Here is a 21,234-nt window from a genome sequence, read left to right as displayed (position 1 = left end):
ATTTAATTTAATGAGAATGATGGAACTGCTCGAAATTCAATGTTTTTGTGTTGTCTGGACCAACCGTTTATAAATGGTTTTGAATCTCTGTAAAGTCGCTCAAACATTTCTTTACGAATATCTCTATGAAACTTCCATATCATTAACTCTTCATTCAACGATCCTTCAATATCTTTACGTTCCCATAAGTTCCAATCATCCCATGCATCACTTTCCAGCCAACTTTCTAAATCATAATCTGATTCAAAGACGAAGAAAGAATCACCATCATCGAGCGAATACAGTAGAAATAATTCATCGTGCATGTTACCTTCCTCCATAGATTCTGATGCTGAACTAGGGTCCAAGGTTCGAATTACATTTAGGTTTCTTGTGTTTTGCTCGTCCGTTTTTTTCAGCTCGTCTTTTATAAATTCAACCGCTTCCCTAAGTGTTCCCAATTCCTTTAACACATGTTCACTCATTTCGCATCCTCCTGAATATCCTTCTTTATAACTTTTAAGAAGAATGTTGTTGTATCTTTAACATCCACTTTGTCAAAGCACTTCCTGTCTTTTGTGTCGCAAAGAGGAATTCTTAATTGCATATTTGATTGTTCATAGATTTTATAGCTGGTAGTTTTTCTATTGCATAATGCACACGGTTTACTTTCATATGTTGACATGCTGCCTATTTTCACGATAATTCCTCCTAAGCCGCTAGGCGTTTAATTTCCAAGTAATCCAGCAATAGCAATGACCGCCATGAAAAACAGTAGAGTGAAAATGACAGGCCCGTTTGACTCACGCTTTGCCATGACGACATTGCCCTCTATAACAAGGTCATCATTTTCACGCACCAGCATTGGTACAACGTTTTCCGGCACTTTAAGATGGACAGCAGCATCCTGAATCGTAATCGCTTGATGTTTGCAAGCTTTGACAGTCTGAGAAAGCTCGATATGTTTTGGTAGACTCATTATTTCCCCGCCTCCATTAGCAAAGATCGTTGTAAGTTTTTCAGTTCAATGGTGACATCGGCTAGTTGCTCCGTAGCTAAATTCGCCTGTGTCTCGGCTTTTTTCCACTCGTTCAAATACTGTTCGTTCTTCCTATTAGACTTTCTTAATTCGCCTTTCAATCTCTGAATCTCGTTATATAGGTCCATTTCTGATTCGATAACAGGTACGTCTACTTTTTGCAGAAATTCAGCAGCGAAGTGTCCTGAAAAACCTTCTAGGAAAACAGCAGGTGCGCTTGGATTAAATTCATCAGCTGCACATTTCCACACTCTACCTTCGTTTAGCACCGCTTCCACGCATGTATGCATGACTACCATGTCGCCTTTTTTGAGTTTCTGACTCATACTTTTTCACCGTCCAATCCCTTTCCAAAAGCTCGTTCGTATTTCTTCTCGATGTTTCTCATGGCTGCTAATCCACCTCTGTGAAACTCATCTTTAGTTCTTTCGAAATGTCGCTGCTCCCAATCCAGTTCGTTTAAGAAAAACTGTGAGAATGAGTAAAGAGCATCATTCTTTTTCTCTATTTCTCTTTTTAAACATTCGACCTCATGCAAAAGGGCCTCAACGCTTAATTGATCTTTTGATAACATCGTGGTTCCTCCAATTATTTGATCTTGTATCCTATTTCATGGTCAACTCTCGCAAAGTGACCTTTAGCAGTTTGAATGATTGTTTTTCCGTGTTCAGGTGCGTCTGTGATGTGGGCAGTACCTTCGTTGCCGTCAATCACGATGATGCAGACCTTCCCAGGTTCTAAATTCTGATCAATGGTTGTAGCAAAATCCTTTATTTCTTTTGGCTGGTTCATCCGCTCCGCCCCGCTTCCATGTGTTATAATTAAAGTGTGAGATTTAATTAGCACTGGGGCCGCGGCTTCGGTGTTTTTTTATTTGTCTCTGACATACGGATTCATGAGATCAAAAATGATCAGCTTGGGCTTCAATTCTTCACGGTAAACGATTGGATGTTGATTGATATAAGCTTGTCTTTCTTCTTCTGTCATCTTCCAAGTGACAACCGGCCCATGCTTTCTAACGTTTTCCTTTTGCATTTCTACATCCTCCAATCTTCGGTATTTCTGCGCCGCCCATTCGTTTGCAATCTGAACCAAAACGACTGGCGCAATGTTTAAACTGCTTGCAACGTGTCATACAGGCCATAAGCTTATCTTCCTTTTGAACCCACAACGGACGATCGTCTGCTATTACCACGTTTAACAGTTGGTTTCCCCGCCTTCCTTTTCAGCTTTTTGAGTTTGTCCAGCTCGATAAACCCTAGTGACCGATCAAAAGCAATGACTTTTAGCGGCGTATCAAATTTGCGTTCATACAGCTTTCGCTTGATAGCAAACTCTTTCGTTTCCATTCCCTTGATGTCGATTATTTCTTTTGATCCATCGAGTTTAGTGATCTCGAAGTCTGCAATATATTCAATCTTCCGAAAAGTCTTGTCATGTTTCTTAAAGGCTTCTTGAAGCTCAAAGCGTGGTTGCAATGAAAAGTCTTTTATCTGTTTGGCTTGCTTGAGCCATTTAAGATGCTGATAGTATTTGGCTTCTGCCTTGCTGTCGAAGGTGACGCCATCTACTACCGTTTTGCGTGCGCCGTATTTATTGGACATGTTTTGTTAACCTCGCTTTCCGTTGCTGGAAGTGCTTTTTCAGTTCGGCAACGAGCTTTTCTTTTTCTGTTTCAGTTAGGTCAGTTCTTTTTAGTAAAGACGTGATGCTAGGTTTCATTGCTATTGTTTTGTGTTACCTCCCGTCATCCCGCAGCCATTGCAGGAGCTTCCTTTCCCTTGATGATGCTATTAAAGCGATAGTGATTAGTGCAGCCATCGTCTTCATGCTGTCTTTCCTTCCAGCGCCTGAGCTTTCGCCAACATTTGATCTAGCATTTCTATGACTGGCTTTAGGCTTTGCTTACGTCCTGTGGTGTTACAATCAGGACAAGGGAAGAAGCCCGCCATGAAGCTATTTTCGTTTATGACGACTTTCTCGCCATTGCATGTGTTGCACATCCGACATTCTCCTTTATTCGTATAATTCCAAAAGCAGTTCTTCATTTTCTTTTTGCGCTATCTTTTTCCGAATCTTTTCATTTGGCATAATCACAGGGAACGCTAGTTTTTCAATCCTGCTACTGATCCGACCGCTTTTATAGACTGTGTCAAGATCATCTATACTTAAATTGCTTGTAAGGATCGTAGGTTTCTTGTTTTGAAGTCGGTAATCAAGAATACGTGTGAATGTTTCTTCAACAAAATCAGTTACCTTTTCCACTCCAATATCATCTAGGACAACAAGATCCGCTGTCTTGACAGCATCCATAATGTCGGTACTCTTCACTTTTGATTCGCTATCAAACGTGCTCTTTATTTCTCCGATTAGATCAGCTGTAGACGAATAGATGATTTTAAGTGGTTTGTACGTTTGAGTTTCTTTGTCGTATACCTTGTCATGTGTTTTGGTTATCGCATGAAGAATACTGGCAGCAAGCCTTGTCTTCCCGCTCCCTTTCTCCTTACTAAAGAAATACAAGCCTTTTCCTAGATCCCTCATTTTTTCAAATTTCAAAACATAGTTTTTTGCAACTCTTTTCGCATTGGCTGCTCGCTCTTTTGATTCGGGTTTGTCATAAACATTGATATCAAAAGAGTTTAGAGAAGCGTCTTTGAACTCTTCTGGTAGTCTTGCGCTCATAAGTCTATTTGAGAGCTTTTTCACTTCCTTACAAGGGCATTCTTCCATAAACTCTTTGTTTTGCTCATGATCAATAATCCATATCAACCCCGACCCATCGCATTTCCCATACATGCAATGTTGTTCAGAAATCACAGTGAGTGTCTCGTATCTTTCCTGAGAGGCCCTTTTCACGGGCAAGCGCTTCGAGTCTTTCAACTTCTGCGCTAGATTTGGATTTGCTTTCTCCAACGACTTTAAGGTATCGCCCATACTCTGCATCTTTCTTCACTCCTTCTTGTGCCCGCTGATTTGAAAGGACCCGCTGAACATATTTAATGTTCTGAACACCGTTTTTCAAAGTGACCTCCATTGCTTTAATCACGTTTTCTTCTCCAAAATCATCTATCAGATCACCTATTTGCTGACTTACAAAGCTGTTTAGTGTTCCGCCGAAATGGCTTTCGTAAAATTCAAATGGGTTCATTGGCTTGTCCTCCTGTCGTGTTGGTTTTTCTTCTTTTGGCTTTTCAGGTTCTTCATCAGGTACAGGGGCAATGTTTGCTTTATTCTCAAGACTTATGATGCGATAACTGCCCGCCGCTTTACCTTTAGGCTTGTATTCAATACGGCCGTGTTTCATTAAAATGTCACGATGTTTATCCATGGTATTTTCGGCGACTCCTAACCGCGAATAAAGACGACTGTTTGACACCGTGAACCATTCTTTCCATCCGCAGCCGTTGTTTATATCCATCAAGTGAAACCACAGTGCTTGAGTGGTAGGTTTTAGTTCTGTTGTTTCAAGCCACCTCATGAAGCCGTTTATTTCTTTCAGATAGTTCATCTATTCACGCCCTTTCAACTTACATAGGGCATACATACCGCTAATTTTGATATAAGTAAGCCCAGTTTCGTTTCTCTTAATGAAGTCTTTTACATATGACCTAAACAAACTGGCTTGATCTTTGCTTGATTCTGATAAGGACAAGTAAGCATAAGGAATAGGGACCTTTATCAAAAAATCCTTTTCCATCAACCGATCAGCTCCGAAAAATGAATGATCCTGTTTAGTTGATTAGTGGAACGACAATACTTACATTTTTCGCACCGGTTTGGCGGCTCACCGCCATGTTTCACTTGAATGATTCGCTCCATATGCTTCTCAATATCTTCAAGCTCGACTTCCATTCTGGAATTGTCTATGTTGATAACGGCTTTGTCTGGTGGATCTTCTTTTGAAATGGCAACGATAAGAGGCTCAAGCCATTCATCCCTTTTAGCCATTTGTCTTTCTAACTCTGCATAAATTGCCATTTGTCCTATATATCCGTAAGCCTCTACAAATGAACAATAGCCTAGCTCTTGATCCCAAACTTTTTCACGAAGGGAACGTGTTGTTTTAAGATCAGCAAAACGTCCACCTGCGGGATTGTACACATCGAGTTTTCCTTTCCAAGGCACTCCGAACAGTTCACCTGTGATAATCACTTCTTTATCTCCTTGAAGAACGAACATACACAGATCATCATTTTGAATTGATTCGATCATGAGATCAGCCAATTGATATTGCTTGTACAGCTGGCCCTTTTGAGTGAACAATGATGGTGTATTCATCTTGAAGGAATCGAATGCCTTTTCACCCTCTAACCAAGCATGAACATATTGACCGAAGAGAAGAGCCTCAGAGGACGGCGGCTGCCATTCTCTGTTAATCTTTGCAATCGTAGCCGCCTCACACTCTAAGAAACTTTTATATTGAGAATTAGACATGTAGACTTTATCTATCTCATTAGAGTAATAGTTATCTTGATTGATCACCGGAATCCCCATTTACAGGATCACCCGCCTTTTTATTGCTTTCTTTTTGTTCCTTTTGTTTTTGAAAATCTTCTTCTGCCTTTGACTTGGTTGCACTGCTAACTTTGACATTGAAGTAATCTTCTTTCTTTGCCATACCATCACGTAATGAAGTGTAAATGCGACCAATCTTGAGATAATCTTGTTCAGTAAAGGCATCTAAATTACTACCGACATAATCCTCAATCATTTCCTTAGTAACACCAAAATCAGTTTTAAATGTTGATAATGCTATTCTTAAACGGTCTTCTAAAGGTTCTTGATGACCACTAATCAGTGTTCTTTGGCACATATCAACAGCGGCATCTACAATGTCTCCTGGTATTACTCCAAGAATGCAGGCACGAACACGGCGTGCCCCTAGATTAGCCACAAGCTCATAAATATCTCTCGAATCATTCAACTTGGTTACAGTTCCCTTTGCTTTCCGTTCATGTTTTACCGTGAATATTTTTGTTTGTCGTGTATTTGTCTCAAGATCCCACGCATATGCCATCACTGACGATTCACCGGCTTTTTGTTCGAGTTCCATGATTCCATAATCAATGTTCCCCCAATTTTGCGCTAATGCCTCAGCAAGCCGAATGGAAGGGCCTGAAACTTTCGAGCCGCCTCTCGGATATTCATAAACTGCACTTTCTGCCAACAGCTTTCTTTCACACGCTTTTTTGATTCGTTCAAACGCTGCATAGACATCTCTTGGAAAATTTTTTGCTATCACCATCGCCGCCTGAACCTCTTGCGCCTGCCTGCTCACCATCGCTTCTCTTGTGACGGAAGGTGCTGTGTTTCCTTGAGGCATATAATTCGAGTAATCAATATTGGTTAAACCATTCATTACATTTCCACCTTTCTGCGATATGCTGCCTGTCCTAGCTGAATGTACTTTTGTTTAGCTGCTGCGTTAGGAAAATTAAACACAGGTTGTCCCTTTTTATAGTCGATCCAACCGCCCGCTTGCTCTAAACGCTCCTGCGCTTCACGGCGATGGTCAAAGCTGATTTGATATTTACTCATCTGAATCACCTTCCTCAGATAGTTTGTTTTTGTTTCTATCAAGGTAGGAAAAACCATCACTTGTCAGAACAGCTCCGAAATAAGGAAGCTGGTCTGCTCCTGTTAATCCAGCAATGCTCGGATCATATTGCTCCAGTTCGTCAAGCGGCACCAATTTAACAAATGATGGATCAAACGCTTGAACCTCTCTTAATAAGTGAGCTTCCATGAAACCCCAAATTGTTGCGCCTTCTCCAATGTCTTTCATTATTTGCAGATGATTTTTTGATAATTCCATCATGTATACCTCCGTCATTGATTTTCATGTGTTTTCTTGGTATACTGTCGGTACCTAATCGAAGCAGTACACCTTAAAACTCGCTATGCCAAGCGGGTTTTTTTATTTGTCTTCATCGTCTTCCTCTTCGTAGCCATCGCGCTCCGCTTCATCTTTCCAATGACTCTTCGGATAACCAAAGCTATTAATCTGCGTCACCATCGGATGCTCAATATTCAATGATTTCAGTCCTTTCAGTTCTTGTAACTAGCTCAAGCCGCCCACCATGTTTTTTCTGTATTTCTGCCGCCGCTTGAATTAGAAGACCTTTGTTATTCATCCGTATAAGATCCTCGCTGATATTTCTAATGCTTCCAGCTAGACTTGCTAGTTCCTCATAATCACCATCTTTTAGTGCTTGATGAGCAAGAAGCATAAGCTCTTCTGCGCTTTGAATCTTTACCTTTGCCACAGGAACATCTTCTTTAATGAATTGTTTTTCTATCATGCTCATGCTAGTACAGCCTCTCTATCATGCCTTTTGTGCATTGCTACCTCTGCGACAATGGCCTTTTTCGACCATTTCTCAGTTAAGTCTGTTATCTTTAGTCCAAACTCCCTCGACATTGAATACATGAGCGTTTTGTTTGCCTGCGTTAGATCATAAATCTGTTTTATCGCTTGCATCGGAAGCTCCCCATGTTTTCCCGGACGGGTATTGTTCAGCCATTCGGCAAGCTCTTTAGTTGCTTGCTTGGCATCTTCCATTTCATGCACTAGATTGATCAAAGCCTTATGAGCACAATCATTCAGGGCGGGATCAATTGGAGCTGCAGCAAGTGGATGCATTTTGAAAATGTAGTGTACGAGATCAATATGTTCATAGGCTCCACATGCTTTGAACCAGTTAATGCACAATTCAGGTGTAGGTCTGACATAACCATTTTCAATGTCTGATACATTACGCTGATCACGCCCTCCAATTAATTTGCCTAGCTGATACTGTGAATATCCGGCTTCTTTCCTTACTCTCCTCATGATTTCAGGTAAATTCCGCTGATTATACGGGCTGTTCTGCATTTGTTCCCATCCTTCTTTATTCGATTTTTATTGGTAAAATTTATTAATGAAGGGACAGGCTTAGCTGGCCTGCTGCTTTTTCAAACGGTTGATGATGTAAGCTTGTCCCTTTGGCGTGATTTTCATTGTGAGCCATGCTTTCGATGACCCGTTTACTTCTCGGACACCTTGAGCAATTTCGAAGTAACCACGGTTCACATACTCTTGATAAGGCTCGTTCTTTTGGCTGAAAATCAATTTCCATTCTCTTAGTTGTTGAAATAGTTTTCTTTCGCCTATGACGATGCCTTGCTTTGATGCCAGCTTTGCAACCTCACGAACTAATAGCGACTTTTCTGAGGCCATACAGCTTTCAGCGAAGTTGACAAGCGGTTCTTGAATTTGCAGTGTTCGTTGTAACTGCTGTTTCTCTTCCTGTTCGGCGATCCATCGCTTTGCACGGCTGACTGGATCATCGATCATGTAAGAAGGAGCATTCATTTCTTGGATGTAGTTTTTCATTTTCTTGAATTCATTGATGAATCGAATTTTCATTTTCATTGCCGCCGGTGTTGTATATGACATAACAACTAGCGTGAAAGCATCTTCTGTAAGATTGAATTTGCGATATTTTCGCTTTTGCTCGTTTTCGTAAGTTGACTCCACAAAGTTGTGGAGTGAAAACTCCGTCTCATCAGCTTGTTTCAATTTTTCGATTTGGACCTCGATATCTCTTAAAACTGAATCGTGTCTTTTCTCGAAAACTCGTGAAATCGTAAGGCTGTCCGTAACAACTTGGTTATCTTTAATGAAAACGAGTTTGTTCATGCGGTGACTCCTTTCTTGAAATACTTAGTGTTGTCCTCAACCCATCTTGTGTTGTTCTCAATCCATTTGAACAACATGGCGGTAGGAATCTTTTTCCCAAATTCATTGTTCACAGGGAAATCAGGCCTAGCCATTAATTCAGCCATTTTAGTTGGACCGCATCGTAAAACCTTCATTGCTTCGTCTCTTGTGAGGATTTTTGGAAGCTCGTTGAGCGATGATAGTCTTTCAGTCAGAATTTCTGTTGCACGATCGGCAATCTTGTTGGCAACAGCATCAATGAATTTTTCGTCATACTGCATCGTGAACATTGTCTTTACCTCCTATGCGGTATTTGTTTTTGGATCATTGTAATTCTTCGATTCGTATATTTTATTCACAAAAAAATTTTGGATTGGTTCGTCTAGTACACTGGCAATATCTTTTAACAACTCAACATGAATCTTTCGTCTGCCAAGTTCATATGAGTTGTAAGTAGCTATAGGGACATTTAGTTCTTGTGCTACAAATTTTTGAGTCATTCCCTTTGATTTACGAATGTTGCGTAATTTTTCATTCACTTTCACGTAGATGCACCTCCTTATATACGAATTGAAGAACTTGCTGTTAACCCTATAATAATTCTCCGATTCGTATATGTCAACATAAAAATATACTTTTCGTTTATTTTTTTTACTCATATCGAAGAATGTTGTACAATTTGTAGAAAGTATGAATATCTTGGAGGAATAAAAATGGCTCTGGGAGCACGAATAAGAGCTTTGAGAGAAGCTAAAAAACTCACACAAAAAGCTCTTGCAGATAAATTAAAAATTCCACATCAGAATTTATCCAATTATGAACGTGGTTTTAGAAACCCCGATTATGAAACGTTGATCAAGATAGCTGAATTTTTTGAAGTTACAACCGATTATTTGCTTACTGGAAAAGAGCTTAACTCTTCTTCGAATCCTCATAAGGGTGACTTGATGGATCAGGCATTAAAGGTGTTAGACAGTCCCGAGACATTCATTGCAGCTTCTGACGGAAAAATCACACCTGAAATGCAGGAGTATGTTTTGGAGTATATTCTTGAGGAACTAAAAAAGAAGAAAGACAACAAATAATTATGTTTTGTTTATATTTCTTTATATGTTTTGTTTAGTTTAATTAATGCCGAAGGTTTTGCCTCAATTTTTGAGGTAAAGTCTTAGGTTGAGGAACTTTTCAACCTCATTTTTTGAGGTAATATCTTCGGTTGAATGACTGTTCAACCTCATTTTTTGAGGCAGAGTCTACAATCATTTTTTTCACAACTGAAGATTTTATGAAAAACAAAGACGTTTCGTTCACTATCCCAGTTAAATAAAGCCCTTTTCTTCCAGGGCTCTTTTTTAAAAAACCGAACAGAACATATATTCTCTATATTGATTTTATCCTGAAATTGAAATATCATAAAAGATACAAAATATATACAAATAATGGTTTTATGTAGGGAATTATCTTTAGAATGGAGAATGATGGAATGTTTGGTTTCTTCTTGCAGATTTTCTTTTTTTTAATCGGAGCGGTTTTCTGGATTTATCATCAGTACTTCTACAGACCAGACATGAGAGAAAACATCGTGCTCATAATCATTATCATAAGTTTCACAGCGATCTTCTTTTTTAAAGACATTGAATGGAAAAAAGCTGAATAAGGCCCTAAAACACTGGGCTATTTTTTAAAACTAAAAATAGAACACACGTTCTGAGAATTGTCGAAATTTGTTGAAAATTGGTCGTTATTTCCAGTACAAAATATGACAAAGTTCTCCTATAATTACTCTTAAGACCATATTTTTCCTAGGTGGAAATATAGATATTTTGGAGGGGATCAAATCATCATGGGGTATGTCAAAAGTCATTTAGAAGAATGGATAGAAGATCTCTACAAAAGTATTAACATTGAACACTCTCATCAAATTAATTTTGAACAAATTGCCGCTTCTTTGGGGATAAACATTAAGTTCAGTCCACAGAAAAGCTTTGGTTTCCGCGCACTTAGTAAATACGTAATTGTTTTAGATAGTAGAAAGAATAGGCATGATCAATGGTTGGACTTCGCTCACGAACTGTGCCACATACTCAGACATGAGAACGATTTCAGAATTATGCCTAACACCTGGAACGAATACAATGAAAGACAAGCAACGTATTTTGCATATCACTTTTGCGTGCCAAGTTTTATGTTAAAAAATTTAAGTTTGCCAGCTGATCAAAACATAGCTGCACAACTTGTAGCCGACATTTTCAAGGTAACTTGTGAATTTGCTAAACATAGGCTTAAAATTTACTTTAACAAACTGTCTAGGAGGTAAAACGATGCATTTCAAAGAGTTAGTAAAGGGTAAAAAATGGCTCGCTGTTGGGGATGGCCCACCTGATCCCGTTACCGGTAAACGTAAACAAATACCCAGACGAGGGAAAACAAAAAAAGAAGCAGAACAAAGAGTTCTGAAAGCTATAGCAGCATTAGAAGAAGACGGAATTGATGAATCTGTTGTAAAAAAGATGACTTTTGATAAACTTGCGAACGAGTGGTTAGAAGATTACATGAAAGTATCTGGAAATAAAGATAATACATTCAGAATCCGAAAAACTGAAGTTAAAATTCTTAATAGGAAATTTGCTAAATTAAATATTGCTAAAGTGACAACTAGGCTATATCAAAAAGGGTTAAATGAATTATCTGAGGAGCTTTCTTTAAATACACTTAAAGGAGTACATGCCGCAGCTGGTATGATATTTGATTATGCTGTAAGAGTACAGTTCTTGAAAGATAACCCCGTAAAAAGAGCCGCCATACAAAAGCAGCGATTGACAGTGGAAGCCATTGAAAATAACGGCATTGATGAGAAATACCTTGAAAATGCAGAACTAGAGGATTTTTTAGGAGCTGTAAAAAAGTATGGACTAGAATTGGATGTCGAGAGATTTTTTTTAATGGCATTCACAGGCATGAGGTCAGGCGAATTGTGTGCTTTAAAAGTCAATGATGTATTGTTTGAGACCAAGGAGATTAGGATCACGAAAACAATTTATTCAGATAGTGGGAATAGAAAGAAATACATTCTTACTCCCCCAAAAACAGCAGGGTCAGTACGCACTATCCCTTTAGACGATAAGATACTTGATCAATTGAAAGCCTTAATAAAGAGAAAAAACAAAAAAAGATTAGAATCACCTATAGATGCATCTAAGTATAATGATGATAATTTTCTTTTTTGTGATGACAATGGGTACCCCTATTTGCCGCAGAATATTGGCACCAGAATGAATAGAATACTAACAATGACAAACATCACAAAAAAGGCTACTCCTCATATATTTAGACATACACACATTAGTATGCTTACAGAAGCTGGCGTTGATATTCCAACAATAATGGAGAGAGTTGGACATAGTGATATGAAAACTACAATGCAAGTATACACGCACGTAACCAAAAAAATGAAAGAGAACTCCGTCAATAAAGTAAGCAACACTTTCGGCAAACTTCTTGATTTGGGGATATCTTAATAAGAAATGTTATTTTTTCGTGATTTTTTTGCGCTCTTAAAGCCAGAAACCCCTATAAAATCAAGCATTATAAGCATATATCGAAAATATTTGATCATCTATTTTATGATAAAACATGAATAAAAGAAATAAAAACGCATTTTTTGCAGAGAAAACTTACAGAAACATATATTTGAATTGTCTTCATATATTGGTTGTACGAGCTCTATTAGACATGAGGTGAAATGGATGGAAACAGAGTGGATCATATCCTTACTGATGATTATTGGCATCGATCTGATTTTAGGCGGAGATAATGCGTTGATCATTGCGATGGCTAGCCGCAGCTTGTCAAATGACAAACGCAATAAAGCCATATGGATCGGCACACTTTTGGCAGTGCTGATGAGAATAACAATGACAGGTGCCGCAGTTTATTTATTGACCATCCCTTATTTGCAATTTATCGGCGGACTTTTTCTCCTTTATATAGGATACAATTTGTTAATTGAACAAAAGAAAGAATCGATTCGCATTAAAAGCAGCGGCTCCCTTTGGCGTGCGGTTCAGACCATTGTGATTGCCGACCTCTTTATGTCACTTGATAATGTGATTGCAGTTGCAGGAGCGGCAAAAGGCAACATGCTGCTGACCGCTTTTGGCCTGATGATTTCAGTACCGATTATTATTTGGGGAAGTAAGCTGATTCATGCCGCTTTCACCAATTTTCCGTATCTATTATACGGAGGAAGTGCTCTTTTGGCTTTTACTGGCGGTGAAATGATTGTTCGTGATGTGAAATTGAATGAATTTATGGCTCAGCATGCGACTCTTGAATTGATGCTTCCGTTTTTAACAGTCGTAATGGTCATTTTAGCCAGCCTGTTTTACGAACAAACGGCTGAAAACAAATAAAAAAAGCTGCCAAATGATCGGCAGCTTTTCGTTTTTTCTATTAGTTAGCAAGTCGCTGAGCTTCTCTTAGTTGGAATGTACGAACCGTTCTTGGAAGGAAACGTCTAATTTCATCTTCATTGTAGCCAACTTGTAGTCTTTTTTCATCCAAGATAATTGGACGTCTTAAAAGACCTGGATGCTCATTGATCAGTTTATACAATTGTTGAAGAGGCATTGTCTCAACATTCACATTTAGCTTTTGAAATACTTTTGAACGTGTTGAGATAATTTCATCTGTACCGTCTTCAGTCATTCGAAGAATTTCTTTAATTTCATCGATTGAAAGAGGCTCTGAAAAGATGTTTCTCTCTTGATACGGAATATTGTGCTCTTCTAACCACGCTCTTGCTTTTCTACATGATGTACAGCTTGGTGATGTGTATAATGTTACCATAAATCTTCACTCCTCAATTTGTAGAATGAATATTGATCTGTATTCTTAAATTAAAATTGTTCTAAATAAGTAATCTTTATAGTGATTATACTATAAAAAAGTAAGTGTGAACAGATATTCTTGCAATTTTTGTGACAAAAACTAGACAATTTCATTCATTTTGTGGTGTTGCTTGATGTCTGAACATTCTCATTTAGTCGAGATGATCGAAAATATTTTTTTGTTTTCTATTTTCAATGACCTTCAACACATCATCAACATCCTCATACGACTGCCCATACCATTCTTCATCTTTATACGTATGGATTCGTTCATAGGTCTTCCTCATAGCCTCCATCATTTCTTCCTCATTATCTGTAAGAGGCGACCAATAAAGGATTTCCATGCGGTTCACTTCATTTGTTGCAAGTGACCTGCGTTTATAACCGATTGATTCGGCATGCTTGAAGTGCTCTCTTTGGTAAAACTTTAGGCGTTTTGCAGTATCTGCATCATCTTCATCTACAGGCTCGACCTCAAGCAAGATCGGTTTCTTTTTTTCCTTCAGCTTATGAATGAGCTTTGATCCGAGGCCTTCACCTCTTGCATCTCTGGAAACAAATAAATAATCAATAAAGATGAAAGAATCAAATTCGGCGTACATCATCACATGATGAGGTCCTTCTTCCTTATGATAAATTTCACTTCTTTCCTTTAATAAAGCTTCCATATGCTCTTTTGACTTCATTTCTTCTATCGGGAAGTATTCACTGAGCTTTTCATACCAATTCATGGATCCGCTCCTTATGATATAGTGAAGAACCACTTCCTTATATATTCCCGATTTCCTGCTATTTAAACGCCTGTACTAGTAAGACGCAGCAAAGTCTCCTCTAGTTTCACTTTTTTTCAAACAACAGAAAAAAGTTATCGAACGATTCATGAGTAATTGAAAACAGACAAACAGGATGAGTGTCATCCCAGTTTGGAACATGATGAAATAAAGATACTTCATGCGCCTTGCTTCCTCTTTCTGATTGCTTGTTTTCCGGTGAAGTATATATTCCACGAAAAAAGACAAGATGCCAATGAGCACCATAAATATGAGCATCCACTGCCCTCCATTTGGCTTTCTCAAAAAAGACGTTGAAAAAAATGAATACAATCAGAAAATGAAACAATGAGTAACGAAAAGTTTTCCATCTTAACATCTTATTTCTCCCTATCTTTTTTAATTAGGAATTACCATATTTTCAAAAACACCTTTTATGGTTGATATTGAAGAAAAATAACTTCCTAAAAATAGAATTTAAATTCAATTATTTATTTAATTCTTTTGTAAGAATGTTGATGGCTTCCTTAACTTCTTCAATATTTTCTTTGGTATTCATTTCATTTCTAGCGTGAAGTAATACTGGTCGGATTGATTCAACAGAACGCCCAAAGTTATACATCCAATCATATCTTGGAACCATCCAAGTATGAAAATGATGGGTTGTATCTTCGTTGTAAAAATAATAGACATGTTGAATCCCTAATGCGGTTCTTTGTGCTTTTCTTATCCTTGCTAATACGTCTATGTAGTCTAACCTTTCTAAGTCAGTTAAATCATCTAAACATTTGATGTGTCTTTTTGAAGCTAAAATTATTAACCCCCTAATTGGATAAGCGACATCTTGATGGGCGTGAAAGTGCTCTGTTTCAATAACCACGCCACCTTCTGGTTCAACTAATCCACTCGTTAATGCACAACTATGACACTCAACTTCAACCGTTTCCCCGTTTGATAAGGTTATTTTTCTCAATTGCCCTCTCCCCCAACGAAATAGTTTACAATTCCAACTTTCGTAACTTAAGCGTATCATACCTCCCCTTATTTTGAATTGAAATCCTTATTATCAGTTCATCTATTATTTTGATGACACTTTCTAATATGTGAAACCAAACCTAAATAAAAAGAAGCACTGACATAGCAGTGCTTCTTCCTTCTTATGATTGTTTTGCCTGAAGCTCTTTGAATTCTTCCTCTGTGCAGCTCACAAAGTGACCTGGCTTCACTTCACGGAAATCAGTGTTTGTTCCTTTGTGAACGGAAGGATCATACTTGATTCGCTTGCGGTTACGCTCATAATCTGGATCTGGAAGCGGAATCGCAGATAGTAATGATTTTGTATATGGATGAAGCGGGTTTTCGTATAATTCATTCGCTGGTGCCAGCTCTACCAATTTCCCGAAATACATCACGCCAATACGATCGCTGATGTATTTTACCATGGACAGGTCATGGGCAATGAATAAATACGTTAAGCCTTTTTCTTCTTGCAGTTCTTTCATTAAGTTAACGACCTGCGCTTGAATCGACACATCTAATGCAGAGATTGGTTCATCGGCAATGATGAAATCTGGCTCAACTGCTAATGCACGGGCAATTCCGATACGCTGCCTTTGACCACCAGAGAATTCATGCGGATATCTGTTTGCATGCCCTTTGTTCAAGCCAACGGTTTCAAGCAACTGGTACACACGCTCTTTACGCGCTTGCTTTGATTTCGCAAGGCCATGAATGTCAATGCCCTCTGCAATGATATCAAGCACTGTCATTCTAGGGTTCAGTGAGGCATATGGATCTTGGAAGATCATCTGCATTTGACGGTTGAACTCAAGCATTTTTTGTCTTGATTTCTTCCCGTGTACATTTTCCCCTTTATAAAGAACCTCGCCATCTGTCGCATCATAAAGTCTAATGATAGATCGGCCCGTAGTCGATTTACCACATCCAGACTCACCTACAAGACCTAGTGTTTCACCTTTGTAAATATCAAATGAAACGCCGTCAACTGCTTTCACCGTTCCTCTTGCTGTATGGAAATGCTGCTTTAAATTTTTGATTTCTAACAATTTTTCTGCCATGCTATTCACCCTCTTTTACTAATACAGGTTTTTCGTAGCTACCTTCTAGTTCACGCATTCTCGCCTTTACAGCAGCAGGCGGTTCAACTTTAGGTGCATTTGGATGAAGTAGCCATGATTTCACATAATGCGTATCTGATACTTTGAACATTGGCGGTTCTTGTTCAAAGTCAATTTTCATTGCATAATCGCTTCGGAGTGCAAATGCATCTCCTTTCGGCGGGTTTGTCAGATCTGGCGGTGTTCCTGGGATTGCAGTCAGCTTTCCTTCAGCTCCGCCATCTGTGTCTAGGCTTGGCATTGATGCCAATAGTCCCCACGTATACGGATGTTGTGGATTGTAGAAAATTTCATCAACAGTTCCTGTCTCCACAATTTGACCTGCATACATAACAGCTACACGATCAGCGACGTTGGCGACAACACCTAGATCATGCGTAATAAAGATAATTGACGTTTCAACCTTTTGCTGAATTTCTTTCATTAATTCTAAAATTTGCGCCTGAATTGTTACATCTAGAGCTGTTGTCGGCTCATCGGCAATCAATAGCTTTGGATCTGCTGCAAGTGCCATCGCAATAACAACCCTTTGTCTCATCCCGCCACTAAATTCGTGTGGGTATTGTTTGATTCTTTTTTCAGGCATTGCAATTCCAACAAGCTCAAGTAATTCAATGGCTCTTTTTTCAGCCGCTTCTTTTGAAATTTGTTCGTGCTTGAACAGCACTTCTGTAATTTGTTTCCCGACCTTCATCGTTGGGTTCAAGGAAGTCATCGGATCTTGGAAGATCATTGAGATGTCTTTTCCTCGAATGTTTTGCATTTGTTTTTCAGTTTTCTTGACAATATCTTGCCCATCAAACAGGATCTGTCCGCGCTTGAAATAACCCGGCGGCATCGGAATTAATCTCATGATGGCCTGTGATGTCACACTTTTACCAGAGCCAGATTCACCTACAATAGCAAGTGTCTCGCCTTTATTTAAGTGGAAGTTCACACCACGAATGGCTTGAACCTCTCCACCATATGTTTTAAATGAGATTGCAAGGTCTTTCACCTCTAGAATACGTTCACGTTCCATCCTAATCACTCCTTATTTACGCAACTTCGGATCTAAAGCGTCTCTTAGTCCGTCTCCAACCACGTTAAAACCAAACATTGTAATACAGATAAATGCGGCTGGGAACCATAATCTCCACGGGTAGTACGTCATGGCTGGAATTCCGTCAGACGCCATTGTTCCCCAGCTCGCTAATGGCTGAGGTACACCAAGCCCTAGATAGCTTAAGAATGCCTCTGTGAAAATAGCAGAAGGAATGGTTAATGTCATGGTCACAAGAATTGGTCCCATTGAGTTTGGAATCAAGTGTTTAAATAAAAGTCTAGATGTTTTCGCACCTAATGTTTGTGCGGCAAGAACGTACTCTTGACTCTTCAATTGTAAAACCTGTCCCCGAACGATACGTGCCATGTTTATCCAGCCTACGACTGTCATGGCTAGGATAATCGTTAATAAGCCTTTTGGCAGAACAACCATCATTAAAATAACCATTAATAGTGTTGGGATTGCCCATAAAACGTCTGCGATACGCATCATCACTTCGTCCGTACGTCCGCCTTTGAATGCAGCAATACTTCCCCAGATAATACCGATGATCACATCAAGAACAGCTGCTGCAAGACCGATAAAGATCGAAATTCTTGCCCCAACCCATGTACGAACAAACATGTCTCGGCCTAAATCATCCGTACCAAACCAGTGCTCTTTTGAAGGCGGCTGATCTGCATTAAGCAAATCTGTCGTAGAGTAATCATATTTAGAAAACACCGGAACGAAGATCGCCAGCATCACAACAATAAAAATAATTGTAAGTCCTACCATCGCAAGTTTATTTGCACGGAAGCGAAGCATAGCATCCTTCCATAAAGATAGACTAGGTTTAGAAATTTTTTCGGATTCTGCTGCGTCAGCTGTCGCAGGAACAAATAAATCTTTTCTCATCTCTTCCATGTGTTAGACCCCTTTCTTCGCCTTCGTCAGTTTAATTCTAGGATCGATAATACCGTAAAGGACGTCAACGACTAGAATACTGATTAATAGAATAATACTGTAGAAGACTGTGACACCCATGATGACGGTGTAATCACGGTTTGTAATACTTGTGACAAAGTGAGAGCCTAATCCAGGAATACCGAAAATCTTCTCCACGACAAAACTACCTGTTAAAACTGAAGCAGCCATTGGTCCCATGTAAGTAATGACAGGTAACAATGCGTTTCGAATCGCGTGTTTGATCGTCACAGCTGATTTCGTTAATCCTTTCGCTCTAGCCGTTCTAATGTAGTCACTGTTTAGCACTTCAAGCATACTTGACCGTGCAAGTCTAGCGATAAATGCCATAGGCATGAAGGAAAGTGCAATAGAAGGTAGTACGGTGCTGGCCCAAGACTCCCATCCTGCAACTGGGAAAATCGCTATAACGCTTGCCTCAGATGCAAATACATATTGTAGTAGCGCAGCTAAAATGAAACTTGGAACTGAAATTCCAAAGATCGTTAAAATGGCAATCGTATAGTCTTGCCACTTGTTATGATAGAGCGCTGCAAGGACCCCAAACAATACACCAAATGCTAATGCGAGGAGAATTGCCTCAATTCCGAGGGTAAAGGAAACGGGGAATCCAGAACTGATTAAGTCATTTACAGTTTGTCCTTTATATTTAAATGAGGGACCAAAATCTAATTTTGCAACTGAACCTAAGTAGCTTACATATTGAACAAATAAGGGCTTGTCCAACCCGTAGTGCTCGTTTAGGTTTGCTTCAATTTCAGCAGGAAGTTTCTTCTCACCAGAGAATGGACCACCCGGTGCTGCCTGCATGAGAAAGAAAGTTGCAGTTACAATAACAAACAGTGTGATTAAAATATATATTAATCGCTTACCGATATATTTAAGCAACGGAATTGCACCTCCATGATTTTACAACATTTTCTCTAATCAGCAAGAAAGGTATATGGAGAGACATCCTCCATATACCTTAAGATCCTTGCCGTAGATCTCTTACATTATAACTCTTACTTTTCGAAATGTGCCCATTTGTATTGAACATCACCTAGTCCAGATACGACGACACCTTTAAGTTTTGGATCTTGTACCCAAAGCTGAGTGTAGAAGTAAATTGGTGCTATAGGCATATCGTTGATGATGATTTCTTCTGCTTTTTTCAGCATTTCTTCACGCTTCGTTTTATCTGTTTCTTTCGCAGAATCATTCAACAATTGTTTGTACTCTTTGCTTTCCCATCCAGTGTCGTTGTTTCCACCGTCTTTATCTTTGTAAAGCTCAAGGAAGTTCACTGGATCGTTGAAGTCACCTAACCAGCCCATACGTCCGATTTGGTAATCTCCGCTGTGGATTTTGTCGATGTATACGTTCCACTCAGAGTTATCAAGTTCAACTTTCACACCTAAATCTTTTTTCCACATTTCTTGAATTGCTTGTGCAATCTTTTGGTGGCCTTCATCTGTGTTGTAAGAAAGTTTCAATGCTGGAAGATCAGAAACAGACTTATAACCTAATTCTTTCGCACCTTTTTCAAGAAGTTTTTTAGCAGTATCTACATCGTGATCTTTAAAGTAGCCAGTTTTGTTATCAGTGAATCCTTCCATTGTTGGTGGAACGATTGCCATAGCTGGAACTTGTTCACCTTGCGTAATTTTGTCAACGATCGCTTGACGGTTGATTGAGTATGCAAGGGCCTTACGGATGTTAGCATTGTTTAAAGGTTTTACTTCTGTGTTGAATTTGTAGTTATAAATACCAGCGATCGTTTGGATTTTAAGACCGCCTTCTTTTTTCAATGTTTTTAAAGACTCAGTTGGAAGGCTTCCAGTTGGTGAACCAGCCCAGTCAAGCTCGCCTTTTTTGAACATGCTAAGCTCAGTGTTTGTGTCTTTGATCATAGACATGTTAATCTTTTTCAATTTCACAGTATCTTTATCCCAGTATTCATTGTTCTTTTCAAGCGTGATAGAACCGCCATGTTTCCATTGAGAAAGAACAAATGGTCCGTTAGATACGTAGTTTTCACCAGCATTTGTGAACCAGTTTTTATTCTTTTCAGCCACTTTTTTGTTGACTGGCATATACGTATAGAATGCAGTTAGTTCAGTAAAGAACGGTGTTGGGTTCTCTAGCTCAACTACAAGCGTTTTGTCATCTTTTGCTTTAATACCAACATCAGCAACTTTCGCTTTCCCTTTGTTCGCTGCTTCAGCACCTTTAATATAGTAAAGCTGGTAAGCATATTGAGATTCATTTTTAGGATCTAATGCCCATTTCCAAGCATATTCGAAATCTTTAGCTGTGACAGGGTCACCATTAGACCATTTCGCATCACGAAGTGTGAATGTGTATGTTTTACCATCAGCACTTGTTTTGATATCAGAAGCCATTGCATTTTCTGGCTTTCCTTCAGCGTTAATTCTTGTTAATCCTTCAAAAGTCTGACGGATGACACTTCCTGAAGTTGAATCATTTGCCAATCCCGGATGTAGAGAAAAAGGCTCAGTGGAGATATTCACATTTAGTGTTGTTTTAGCCTCTCCAGAACTGCTCGTGCTGTCGCCTGATTTGTTTCCGCTGAAACCACAAGCGCTTAATACAAGTGTGAAAATAAGCATTAAAGTAACTACAGACCAACGCTTTTTCAACTGTATTCCCCCTTATAATATGTTTTAGTTCAAAGGTCTCGATAGAAGATGAGATTCAGAT

At 39.0% G+C, this 21,234-nt stretch carries 32 protein-coding genes; 4 read left to right on the top strand and 28 right to left on the bottom strand.

Annotated features, from left to right (window positions below; all coding sequences use genetic code 11):
* Nucleotides 1-2: 2 nt before the first annotated feature.
* From MHI33_RS06335 to MHI33_RS06240, 20 genes are all read right to left on the bottom strand, one after another.
* Nucleotides 3-464: a hypothetical protein gene (locus tag MHI33_RS06335; RefSeq protein ID WP_340909964.1), complete on the bottom strand. Its 462-nt coding sequence runs from the start codon at nucleotides 462-464 to the stop codon at nucleotides 3-5.
* Nucleotides 461-679: a hypothetical protein gene (locus tag MHI33_RS06330; protein WP_340909962.1), complete on the bottom strand. Its 219-nt coding sequence runs from the start codon at nucleotides 677-679 to the stop codon at nucleotides 461-463. The genes MHI33_RS06335 and MHI33_RS06330 overlap by 4 nt, the downstream gene beginning before the upstream one ends.
* A gap of 27 nt (nucleotides 680-706) precedes the next feature.
* Nucleotides 707-958: a hypothetical protein gene (locus tag MHI33_RS06325; protein ID WP_340909959.1), complete on the bottom strand. Its 252-nt coding sequence runs from the start codon at nucleotides 956-958 to the stop codon at nucleotides 707-709.
* Nucleotides 958-1,344: a hypothetical protein gene (locus tag MHI33_RS06320; RefSeq protein ID WP_281201599.1), complete on the bottom strand. Its 387-nt coding sequence runs from the start codon at nucleotides 1,342-1,344 to the stop codon at nucleotides 958-960. The genes MHI33_RS06325 and MHI33_RS06320 overlap by 1 nt, the downstream gene beginning before the upstream one ends.
* Complete coding sequence (locus MHI33_RS06315) at nucleotides 1,341-1,592, bottom strand: hypothetical protein (protein WP_340909954.1); 252 nt, start codon at nucleotides 1,590-1,592, stop codon at nucleotides 1,341-1,343. Before MHI33_RS06315 ends, MHI33_RS06320 begins: the two co-directional genes overlap by 4 nt.
* Nucleotides 1,593-1,606: 14 nt before the next feature.
* Nucleotides 1,607-1,810 carry an XtrA/YqaO family protein gene (locus MHI33_RS06310; protein WP_340909951.1) on the bottom strand — a complete coding sequence of 68 codons (204 nt, stop codon included), beginning with the start codon at nucleotides 1,808-1,810 and terminating at the stop codon, nucleotides 1,607-1,609.
* Nucleotides 1,811-1,888: 78 nt separating this feature from the next.
* On the bottom strand, nucleotides 1,889-2,053 hold the full coding sequence (locus tag MHI33_RS06305; protein ID WP_017360274.1) for a hypothetical protein: 165 nt from the start codon (nucleotides 2,051-2,053) through the stop codon (nucleotides 1,889-1,891).
* A 113-nt stretch (nucleotides 2,054-2,166) separates the two neighbouring features.
* Nucleotides 2,167-2,622 (bottom strand): DUF1064 domain-containing protein, encoded by a 456-nt coding sequence (locus tag MHI33_RS06300; RefSeq protein ID WP_340909948.1) that lies wholly within the window; start codon nucleotides 2,620-2,622, stop codon nucleotides 2,167-2,169.
* A 222-nt stretch (nucleotides 2,623-2,844) separates the two neighbouring features.
* Nucleotides 2,845-3,021 (bottom strand): hypothetical protein, encoded by a 177-nt coding sequence (locus MHI33_RS06295; RefSeq protein WP_340909946.1) that lies wholly within the window; start codon nucleotides 3,019-3,021, stop codon nucleotides 2,845-2,847.
* Between the two features lie 13 nt (nucleotides 3,022-3,034).
* The gene (locus MHI33_RS06290) at nucleotides 3,035-3,790 is read right to left on the bottom strand and encodes an ATP-binding protein (RefSeq protein WP_217012860.1); all 756 of its coding nucleotides are present in this window, start codon (nucleotides 3,788-3,790) and stop codon (nucleotides 3,035-3,037) included.
* 37 nt (nucleotides 3,791-3,827) lie between these two features.
* A complete protein-coding gene (locus MHI33_RS06285) occupies nucleotides 3,828-4,529 on the bottom strand; it encodes a DnaD domain-containing protein (RefSeq protein ID WP_340909943.1) in 702 nt (233 codons plus the stop codon).
* Nucleotides 4,530-4,717: 188 nt separating this feature from the next.
* Entirely contained in the window at nucleotides 4,718-5,515 is a 798-nt protein-coding gene (locus MHI33_RS06280) for a PD-(D/E)XK nuclease-like domain-containing protein (RefSeq protein ID WP_340909940.1), read from the bottom strand.
* A complete protein-coding gene (locus MHI33_RS06275; protein WP_126741402.1) occupies nucleotides 5,487-6,380 on the bottom strand; it encodes a hypothetical protein in 894 nt (297 codons plus the stop codon). The genes MHI33_RS06280 and MHI33_RS06275 overlap by 29 nt, the downstream gene beginning before the upstream one ends.
* On the bottom strand, nucleotides 6,380-6,559 hold the full coding sequence (locus MHI33_RS06270; RefSeq protein WP_340909935.1) for a hypothetical protein: 180 nt from the start codon (nucleotides 6,557-6,559) through the stop codon (nucleotides 6,380-6,382). The genes MHI33_RS06275 and MHI33_RS06270 overlap by 1 nt, the downstream gene beginning before the upstream one ends.
* Nucleotides 6,552-6,836, bottom strand: coding sequence for a hypothetical protein (locus MHI33_RS06265; RefSeq protein WP_340909932.1), 285 nt, complete (start codon nucleotides 6,834-6,836; stop codon nucleotides 6,552-6,554). The genes MHI33_RS06270 and MHI33_RS06265 overlap by 8 nt, the downstream gene beginning before the upstream one ends.
* A gap of 208 nt (nucleotides 6,837-7,044) precedes the next feature.
* On the bottom strand, nucleotides 7,045-7,329 hold the full coding sequence (locus MHI33_RS06260) for a YqaH family protein (protein WP_340909929.1): 285 nt from the start codon (nucleotides 7,327-7,329) through the stop codon (nucleotides 7,045-7,047).
* Nucleotides 7,326-7,895, bottom strand: a complete 570-nt coding sequence (locus MHI33_RS06255; RefSeq protein ID WP_340909926.1) for a helix-turn-helix domain-containing protein — start codon at nucleotides 7,893-7,895, stop codon at nucleotides 7,326-7,328. The genes MHI33_RS06260 and MHI33_RS06255 overlap by 4 nt, the downstream gene beginning before the upstream one ends.
* Nucleotides 7,896-7,955: 60 nt before the next feature.
* Nucleotides 7,956-8,702, bottom strand: a complete 747-nt coding sequence (locus MHI33_RS06250) for a Rha family transcriptional regulator (RefSeq protein ID WP_340909925.1) — start codon at nucleotides 8,700-8,702, stop codon at nucleotides 7,956-7,958.
* Nucleotides 8,699-9,013, bottom strand: a complete 315-nt coding sequence (locus MHI33_RS06245; protein WP_111290046.1) for a hypothetical protein — start codon at nucleotides 9,011-9,013, stop codon at nucleotides 8,699-8,701. Before MHI33_RS06245 ends, MHI33_RS06250 begins: the two co-directional genes overlap by 4 nt.
* A gap of 12 nt (nucleotides 9,014-9,025) precedes the next feature.
* Entirely contained in the window at nucleotides 9,026-9,268 is a 243-nt protein-coding gene (locus MHI33_RS06240; protein WP_340909920.1) for a helix-turn-helix transcriptional regulator, read from the bottom strand.
* Nucleotides 9,269-9,436: 168 nt separating this feature from the next.
* Here MHI33_RS06240 and MHI33_RS06235 point away from each other — a divergent pair, with 168 nt between their 5' ends.
* The 4 genes from MHI33_RS06235 to MHI33_RS06220 all read left to right on the top strand — a co-directional run bounded on the left by MHI33_RS06235 (nucleotide 9,437) and on the right by MHI33_RS06220 (nucleotide 13,135).
* A complete protein-coding gene (locus MHI33_RS06235; RefSeq protein ID WP_319610402.1) occupies nucleotides 9,437-9,808 on the top strand; it encodes a helix-turn-helix domain-containing protein in 372 nt (123 codons plus the stop codon).
* 758 nt (nucleotides 9,809-10,566) lie between these two features.
* A complete protein-coding gene (locus tag MHI33_RS06230) occupies nucleotides 10,567-11,040 on the top strand; it encodes an ImmA/IrrE family metallo-endopeptidase (RefSeq protein WP_319610401.1) in 474 nt (157 codons plus the stop codon).
* A gap of 4 nt (nucleotides 11,041-11,044) precedes the next feature.
* Nucleotides 11,045-12,241 carry a tyrosine-type recombinase/integrase gene (locus tag MHI33_RS06225; protein ID WP_340909916.1) on the top strand — a complete coding sequence of 399 codons (1,197 nt, stop codon included), beginning with the start codon at nucleotides 11,045-11,047 and terminating at the stop codon, nucleotides 12,239-12,241.
* A gap of 228 nt (nucleotides 12,242-12,469) precedes the next feature.
* On the top strand, nucleotides 12,470-13,135 hold the full coding sequence (locus MHI33_RS06220; protein ID WP_217012848.1) for a TerC family protein: 666 nt from the start codon (nucleotides 12,470-12,472) through the stop codon (nucleotides 13,133-13,135).
* Between the two features lie 40 nt (nucleotides 13,136-13,175).
* On the opposite strand, the gene spxA is transcribed toward MHI33_RS06220, so the two are convergent.
* The 8 genes from spxA to MHI33_RS06180 form a co-directional block, all read right to left on the bottom strand.
* Nucleotides 13,176-13,571 carry a transcriptional regulator SpxA gene (spxA, locus tag MHI33_RS06215; RefSeq protein ID WP_003211421.1) on the bottom strand — a complete coding sequence of 132 codons (396 nt, stop codon included), beginning with the start codon at nucleotides 13,569-13,571 and terminating at the stop codon, nucleotides 13,176-13,178.
* Nucleotides 13,572-13,764: 193 nt separating this feature from the next.
* The gene (locus MHI33_RS06210; RefSeq protein WP_065098855.1) at nucleotides 13,765-14,343 is read right to left on the bottom strand and encodes a GNAT family N-acetyltransferase; all 579 of its coding nucleotides are present in this window, start codon (nucleotides 14,341-14,343) and stop codon (nucleotides 13,765-13,767) included.
* A gap of 526 nt (nucleotides 14,344-14,869) precedes the next feature.
* Nucleotides 14,870-15,355 (bottom strand): HIT family protein, encoded by a 486-nt coding sequence (locus MHI33_RS06205; RefSeq protein WP_044139644.1) that lies wholly within the window; start codon nucleotides 15,353-15,355, stop codon nucleotides 14,870-14,872.
* A 184-nt stretch (nucleotides 15,356-15,539) separates the two neighbouring features.
* The gene (locus tag MHI33_RS06200) at nucleotides 15,540-16,460 is read right to left on the bottom strand and encodes an ABC transporter ATP-binding protein (protein ID WP_044139933.1); all 921 of its coding nucleotides are present in this window, start codon (nucleotides 16,458-16,460) and stop codon (nucleotides 15,540-15,542) included.
* 1 nt (nucleotide 16,461) lies between these two features.
* On the bottom strand, nucleotides 16,462-17,541 hold the full coding sequence (locus tag MHI33_RS06195) for an ABC transporter ATP-binding protein (protein ID WP_003211577.1): 1,080 nt from the start codon (nucleotides 17,539-17,541) through the stop codon (nucleotides 16,462-16,464).
* Nucleotides 17,542-17,553: 12 nt separating this feature from the next.
* The gene (locus MHI33_RS06190) at nucleotides 17,554-18,471 is read right to left on the bottom strand and encodes an ABC transporter permease (protein WP_003211545.1); all 918 of its coding nucleotides are present in this window, start codon (nucleotides 18,469-18,471) and stop codon (nucleotides 17,554-17,556) included.
* Nucleotides 18,472-18,474: 3 nt separating this feature from the next.
* Nucleotides 18,475-19,419 (bottom strand): ABC transporter permease, encoded by a 945-nt coding sequence (locus MHI33_RS06185; RefSeq protein WP_044139932.1) that lies wholly within the window; start codon nucleotides 19,417-19,419, stop codon nucleotides 18,475-18,477.
* A gap of 116 nt (nucleotides 19,420-19,535) precedes the next feature.
* On the bottom strand, nucleotides 19,536-21,173 hold the full coding sequence (locus MHI33_RS06180) for a peptide ABC transporter substrate-binding protein (RefSeq protein WP_003211080.1): 1,638 nt from the start codon (nucleotides 21,171-21,173) through the stop codon (nucleotides 19,536-19,538).
* Between the last annotated feature and the right edge of the window lie 61 nt (nucleotides 21,174-21,234).

This window comes from Bacillus sp. FSL K6-2971 (assembly GCF_038006405.1).
GTDB classification, from domain to species: Bacteria; Bacillota; Bacilli; order Bacillales; family Bacillaceae; genus Bacillus; species Bacillus pumilus.
Note: the sequence above shows the minus strand (reverse complement) of the source record. Positions and strands in the feature narration are given on the sequence as shown.

Bases quoted from the DNA above. Each gene is read 5' to 3' on its own strand.
- MHI33_RS06280 (WP_340909940.1), bottom strand. From the start codon at position 5,515: ATGGGGATTCCGGTGATCAATCAAGATAACTATTACTCTAATGAGATA.
- MHI33_RS06295 (WP_340909946.1), bottom strand. From the start codon at position 3,021: ATGTGCAACACATGCAATGGCGAGAAAGTCGTCATAAACGAAAATAGC.
- spxA (WP_003211421.1), bottom strand. From the start codon at position 13,571: ATGGTAACATTATACACATCACCAAGCTGTACATCATGTAGAAAAGCA.
- MHI33_RS06305 (WP_017360274.1), bottom strand. From the start codon at position 2,053: ATGCAAAAGGAAAACGTTAGAAAGCATGGGCCGGTTGTCACTTGGAAG.
- MHI33_RS06320 (WP_281201599.1), bottom strand. From the start codon at position 1,344: ATGAGTCAGAAACTCAAAAAAGGCGACATGGTAGTCATGCATACATGC.
- MHI33_RS06300 (WP_340909948.1), bottom strand. From the start codon at position 2,622: ATGTCCAATAAATACGGCGCACGCAAAACGGTAGTAGATGGCGTCACC.
- MHI33_RS06310 (WP_340909951.1), bottom strand. From the start codon at position 1,810: ATGAACCAGCCAAAAGAAATAAAGGATTTTGCTACAACCATTGATCAG.
- MHI33_RS06220 (WP_217012848.1), top strand. From the start codon at position 12,470: ATGGAAACAGAGTGGATCATATCCTTACTGATGATTATTGGCATCGAT.
- MHI33_RS06250 (WP_340909925.1), bottom strand. From the start codon at position 8,702: ATGAACAAACTCGTTTTCATTAAAGATAACCAAGTTGTTACGGACAGC.
- MHI33_RS06275 (WP_126741402.1), bottom strand. From the start codon at position 6,380: ATGAATGGTTTAACCAATATTGATTACTCGAATTATATGCCTCAAGGA.
- MHI33_RS06245 (WP_111290046.1), bottom strand. From the start codon at position 9,013: ATGTTCACGATGCAGTATGACGAAAAATTCATTGATGCTGTTGCCAAC.
- MHI33_RS06285 (WP_340909943.1), bottom strand. From the start codon at position 4,529: ATGAACTATCTGAAAGAAATAAACGGCTTCATGAGGTGGCTTGAAACA.
- MHI33_RS06255 (WP_340909926.1), bottom strand. From the start codon at position 7,895: ATGCAGAACAGCCCGTATAATCAGCGGAATTTACCTGAAATCATGAGG.
- MHI33_RS06270 (WP_340909935.1), bottom strand. From the start codon at position 6,559: ATGAGTAAATATCAAATCAGCTTTGACCATCGCCGTGAAGCGCAGGAG.
- MHI33_RS06230 (WP_319610401.1), top strand. From the start codon at position 10,567: ATGGGGTATGTCAAAAGTCATTTAGAAGAATGGATAGAAGATCTCTAC.
- MHI33_RS06265 (WP_340909932.1), bottom strand. From the start codon at position 6,836: ATGGAATTATCAAAAAATCATCTGCAAATAATGAAAGACATTGGAGAA.
- MHI33_RS06260 (WP_340909929.1), bottom strand. From the start codon at position 7,329: ATGAGCATGATAGAAAAACAATTCATTAAAGAAGATGTTCCTGTGGCA.
- MHI33_RS06195 (WP_003211577.1), bottom strand. From the start codon at position 17,541: ATGGAACGTGAACGTATTCTAGAGGTGAAAGACCTTGCAATCTCATTT.
- MHI33_RS06325 (WP_340909959.1), bottom strand. From the start codon at position 958: ATGAGTCTACCAAAACATATCGAGCTTTCTCAGACTGTCAAAGCTTGC.
- MHI33_RS06200 (WP_044139933.1), bottom strand. From the start codon at position 16,460: ATGGCAGAAAAATTGTTAGAAATCAAAAATTTAAAGCAGCATTTCCAT.
- MHI33_RS06235 (WP_319610402.1), top strand. From the start codon at position 9,437: ATGGCTCTGGGAGCACGAATAAGAGCTTTGAGAGAAGCTAAAAAACTC.
- MHI33_RS06210 (WP_065098855.1), bottom strand. From the start codon at position 14,343: ATGAATTGGTATGAAAAGCTCAGTGAATACTTCCCGATAGAAGAAATG.
- MHI33_RS06335 (WP_340909964.1), bottom strand. From the start codon at position 464: ATGAGTGAACATGTGTTAAAGGAATTGGGAACACTTAGGGAAGCGGTT.
- MHI33_RS06190 (WP_003211545.1), bottom strand. From the start codon at position 18,471: ATGGAAGAGATGAGAAAAGATTTATTTGTTCCTGCGACAGCTGACGCA.
- MHI33_RS06225 (WP_340909916.1), top strand. From the start codon at position 11,045: ATGCATTTCAAAGAGTTAGTAAAGGGTAAAAAATGGCTCGCTGTTGGG.
- MHI33_RS06315 (WP_340909954.1), bottom strand. From the start codon at position 1,592: ATGTTATCAAAAGATCAATTAAGCGTTGAGGCCCTTTTGCATGAGGTC.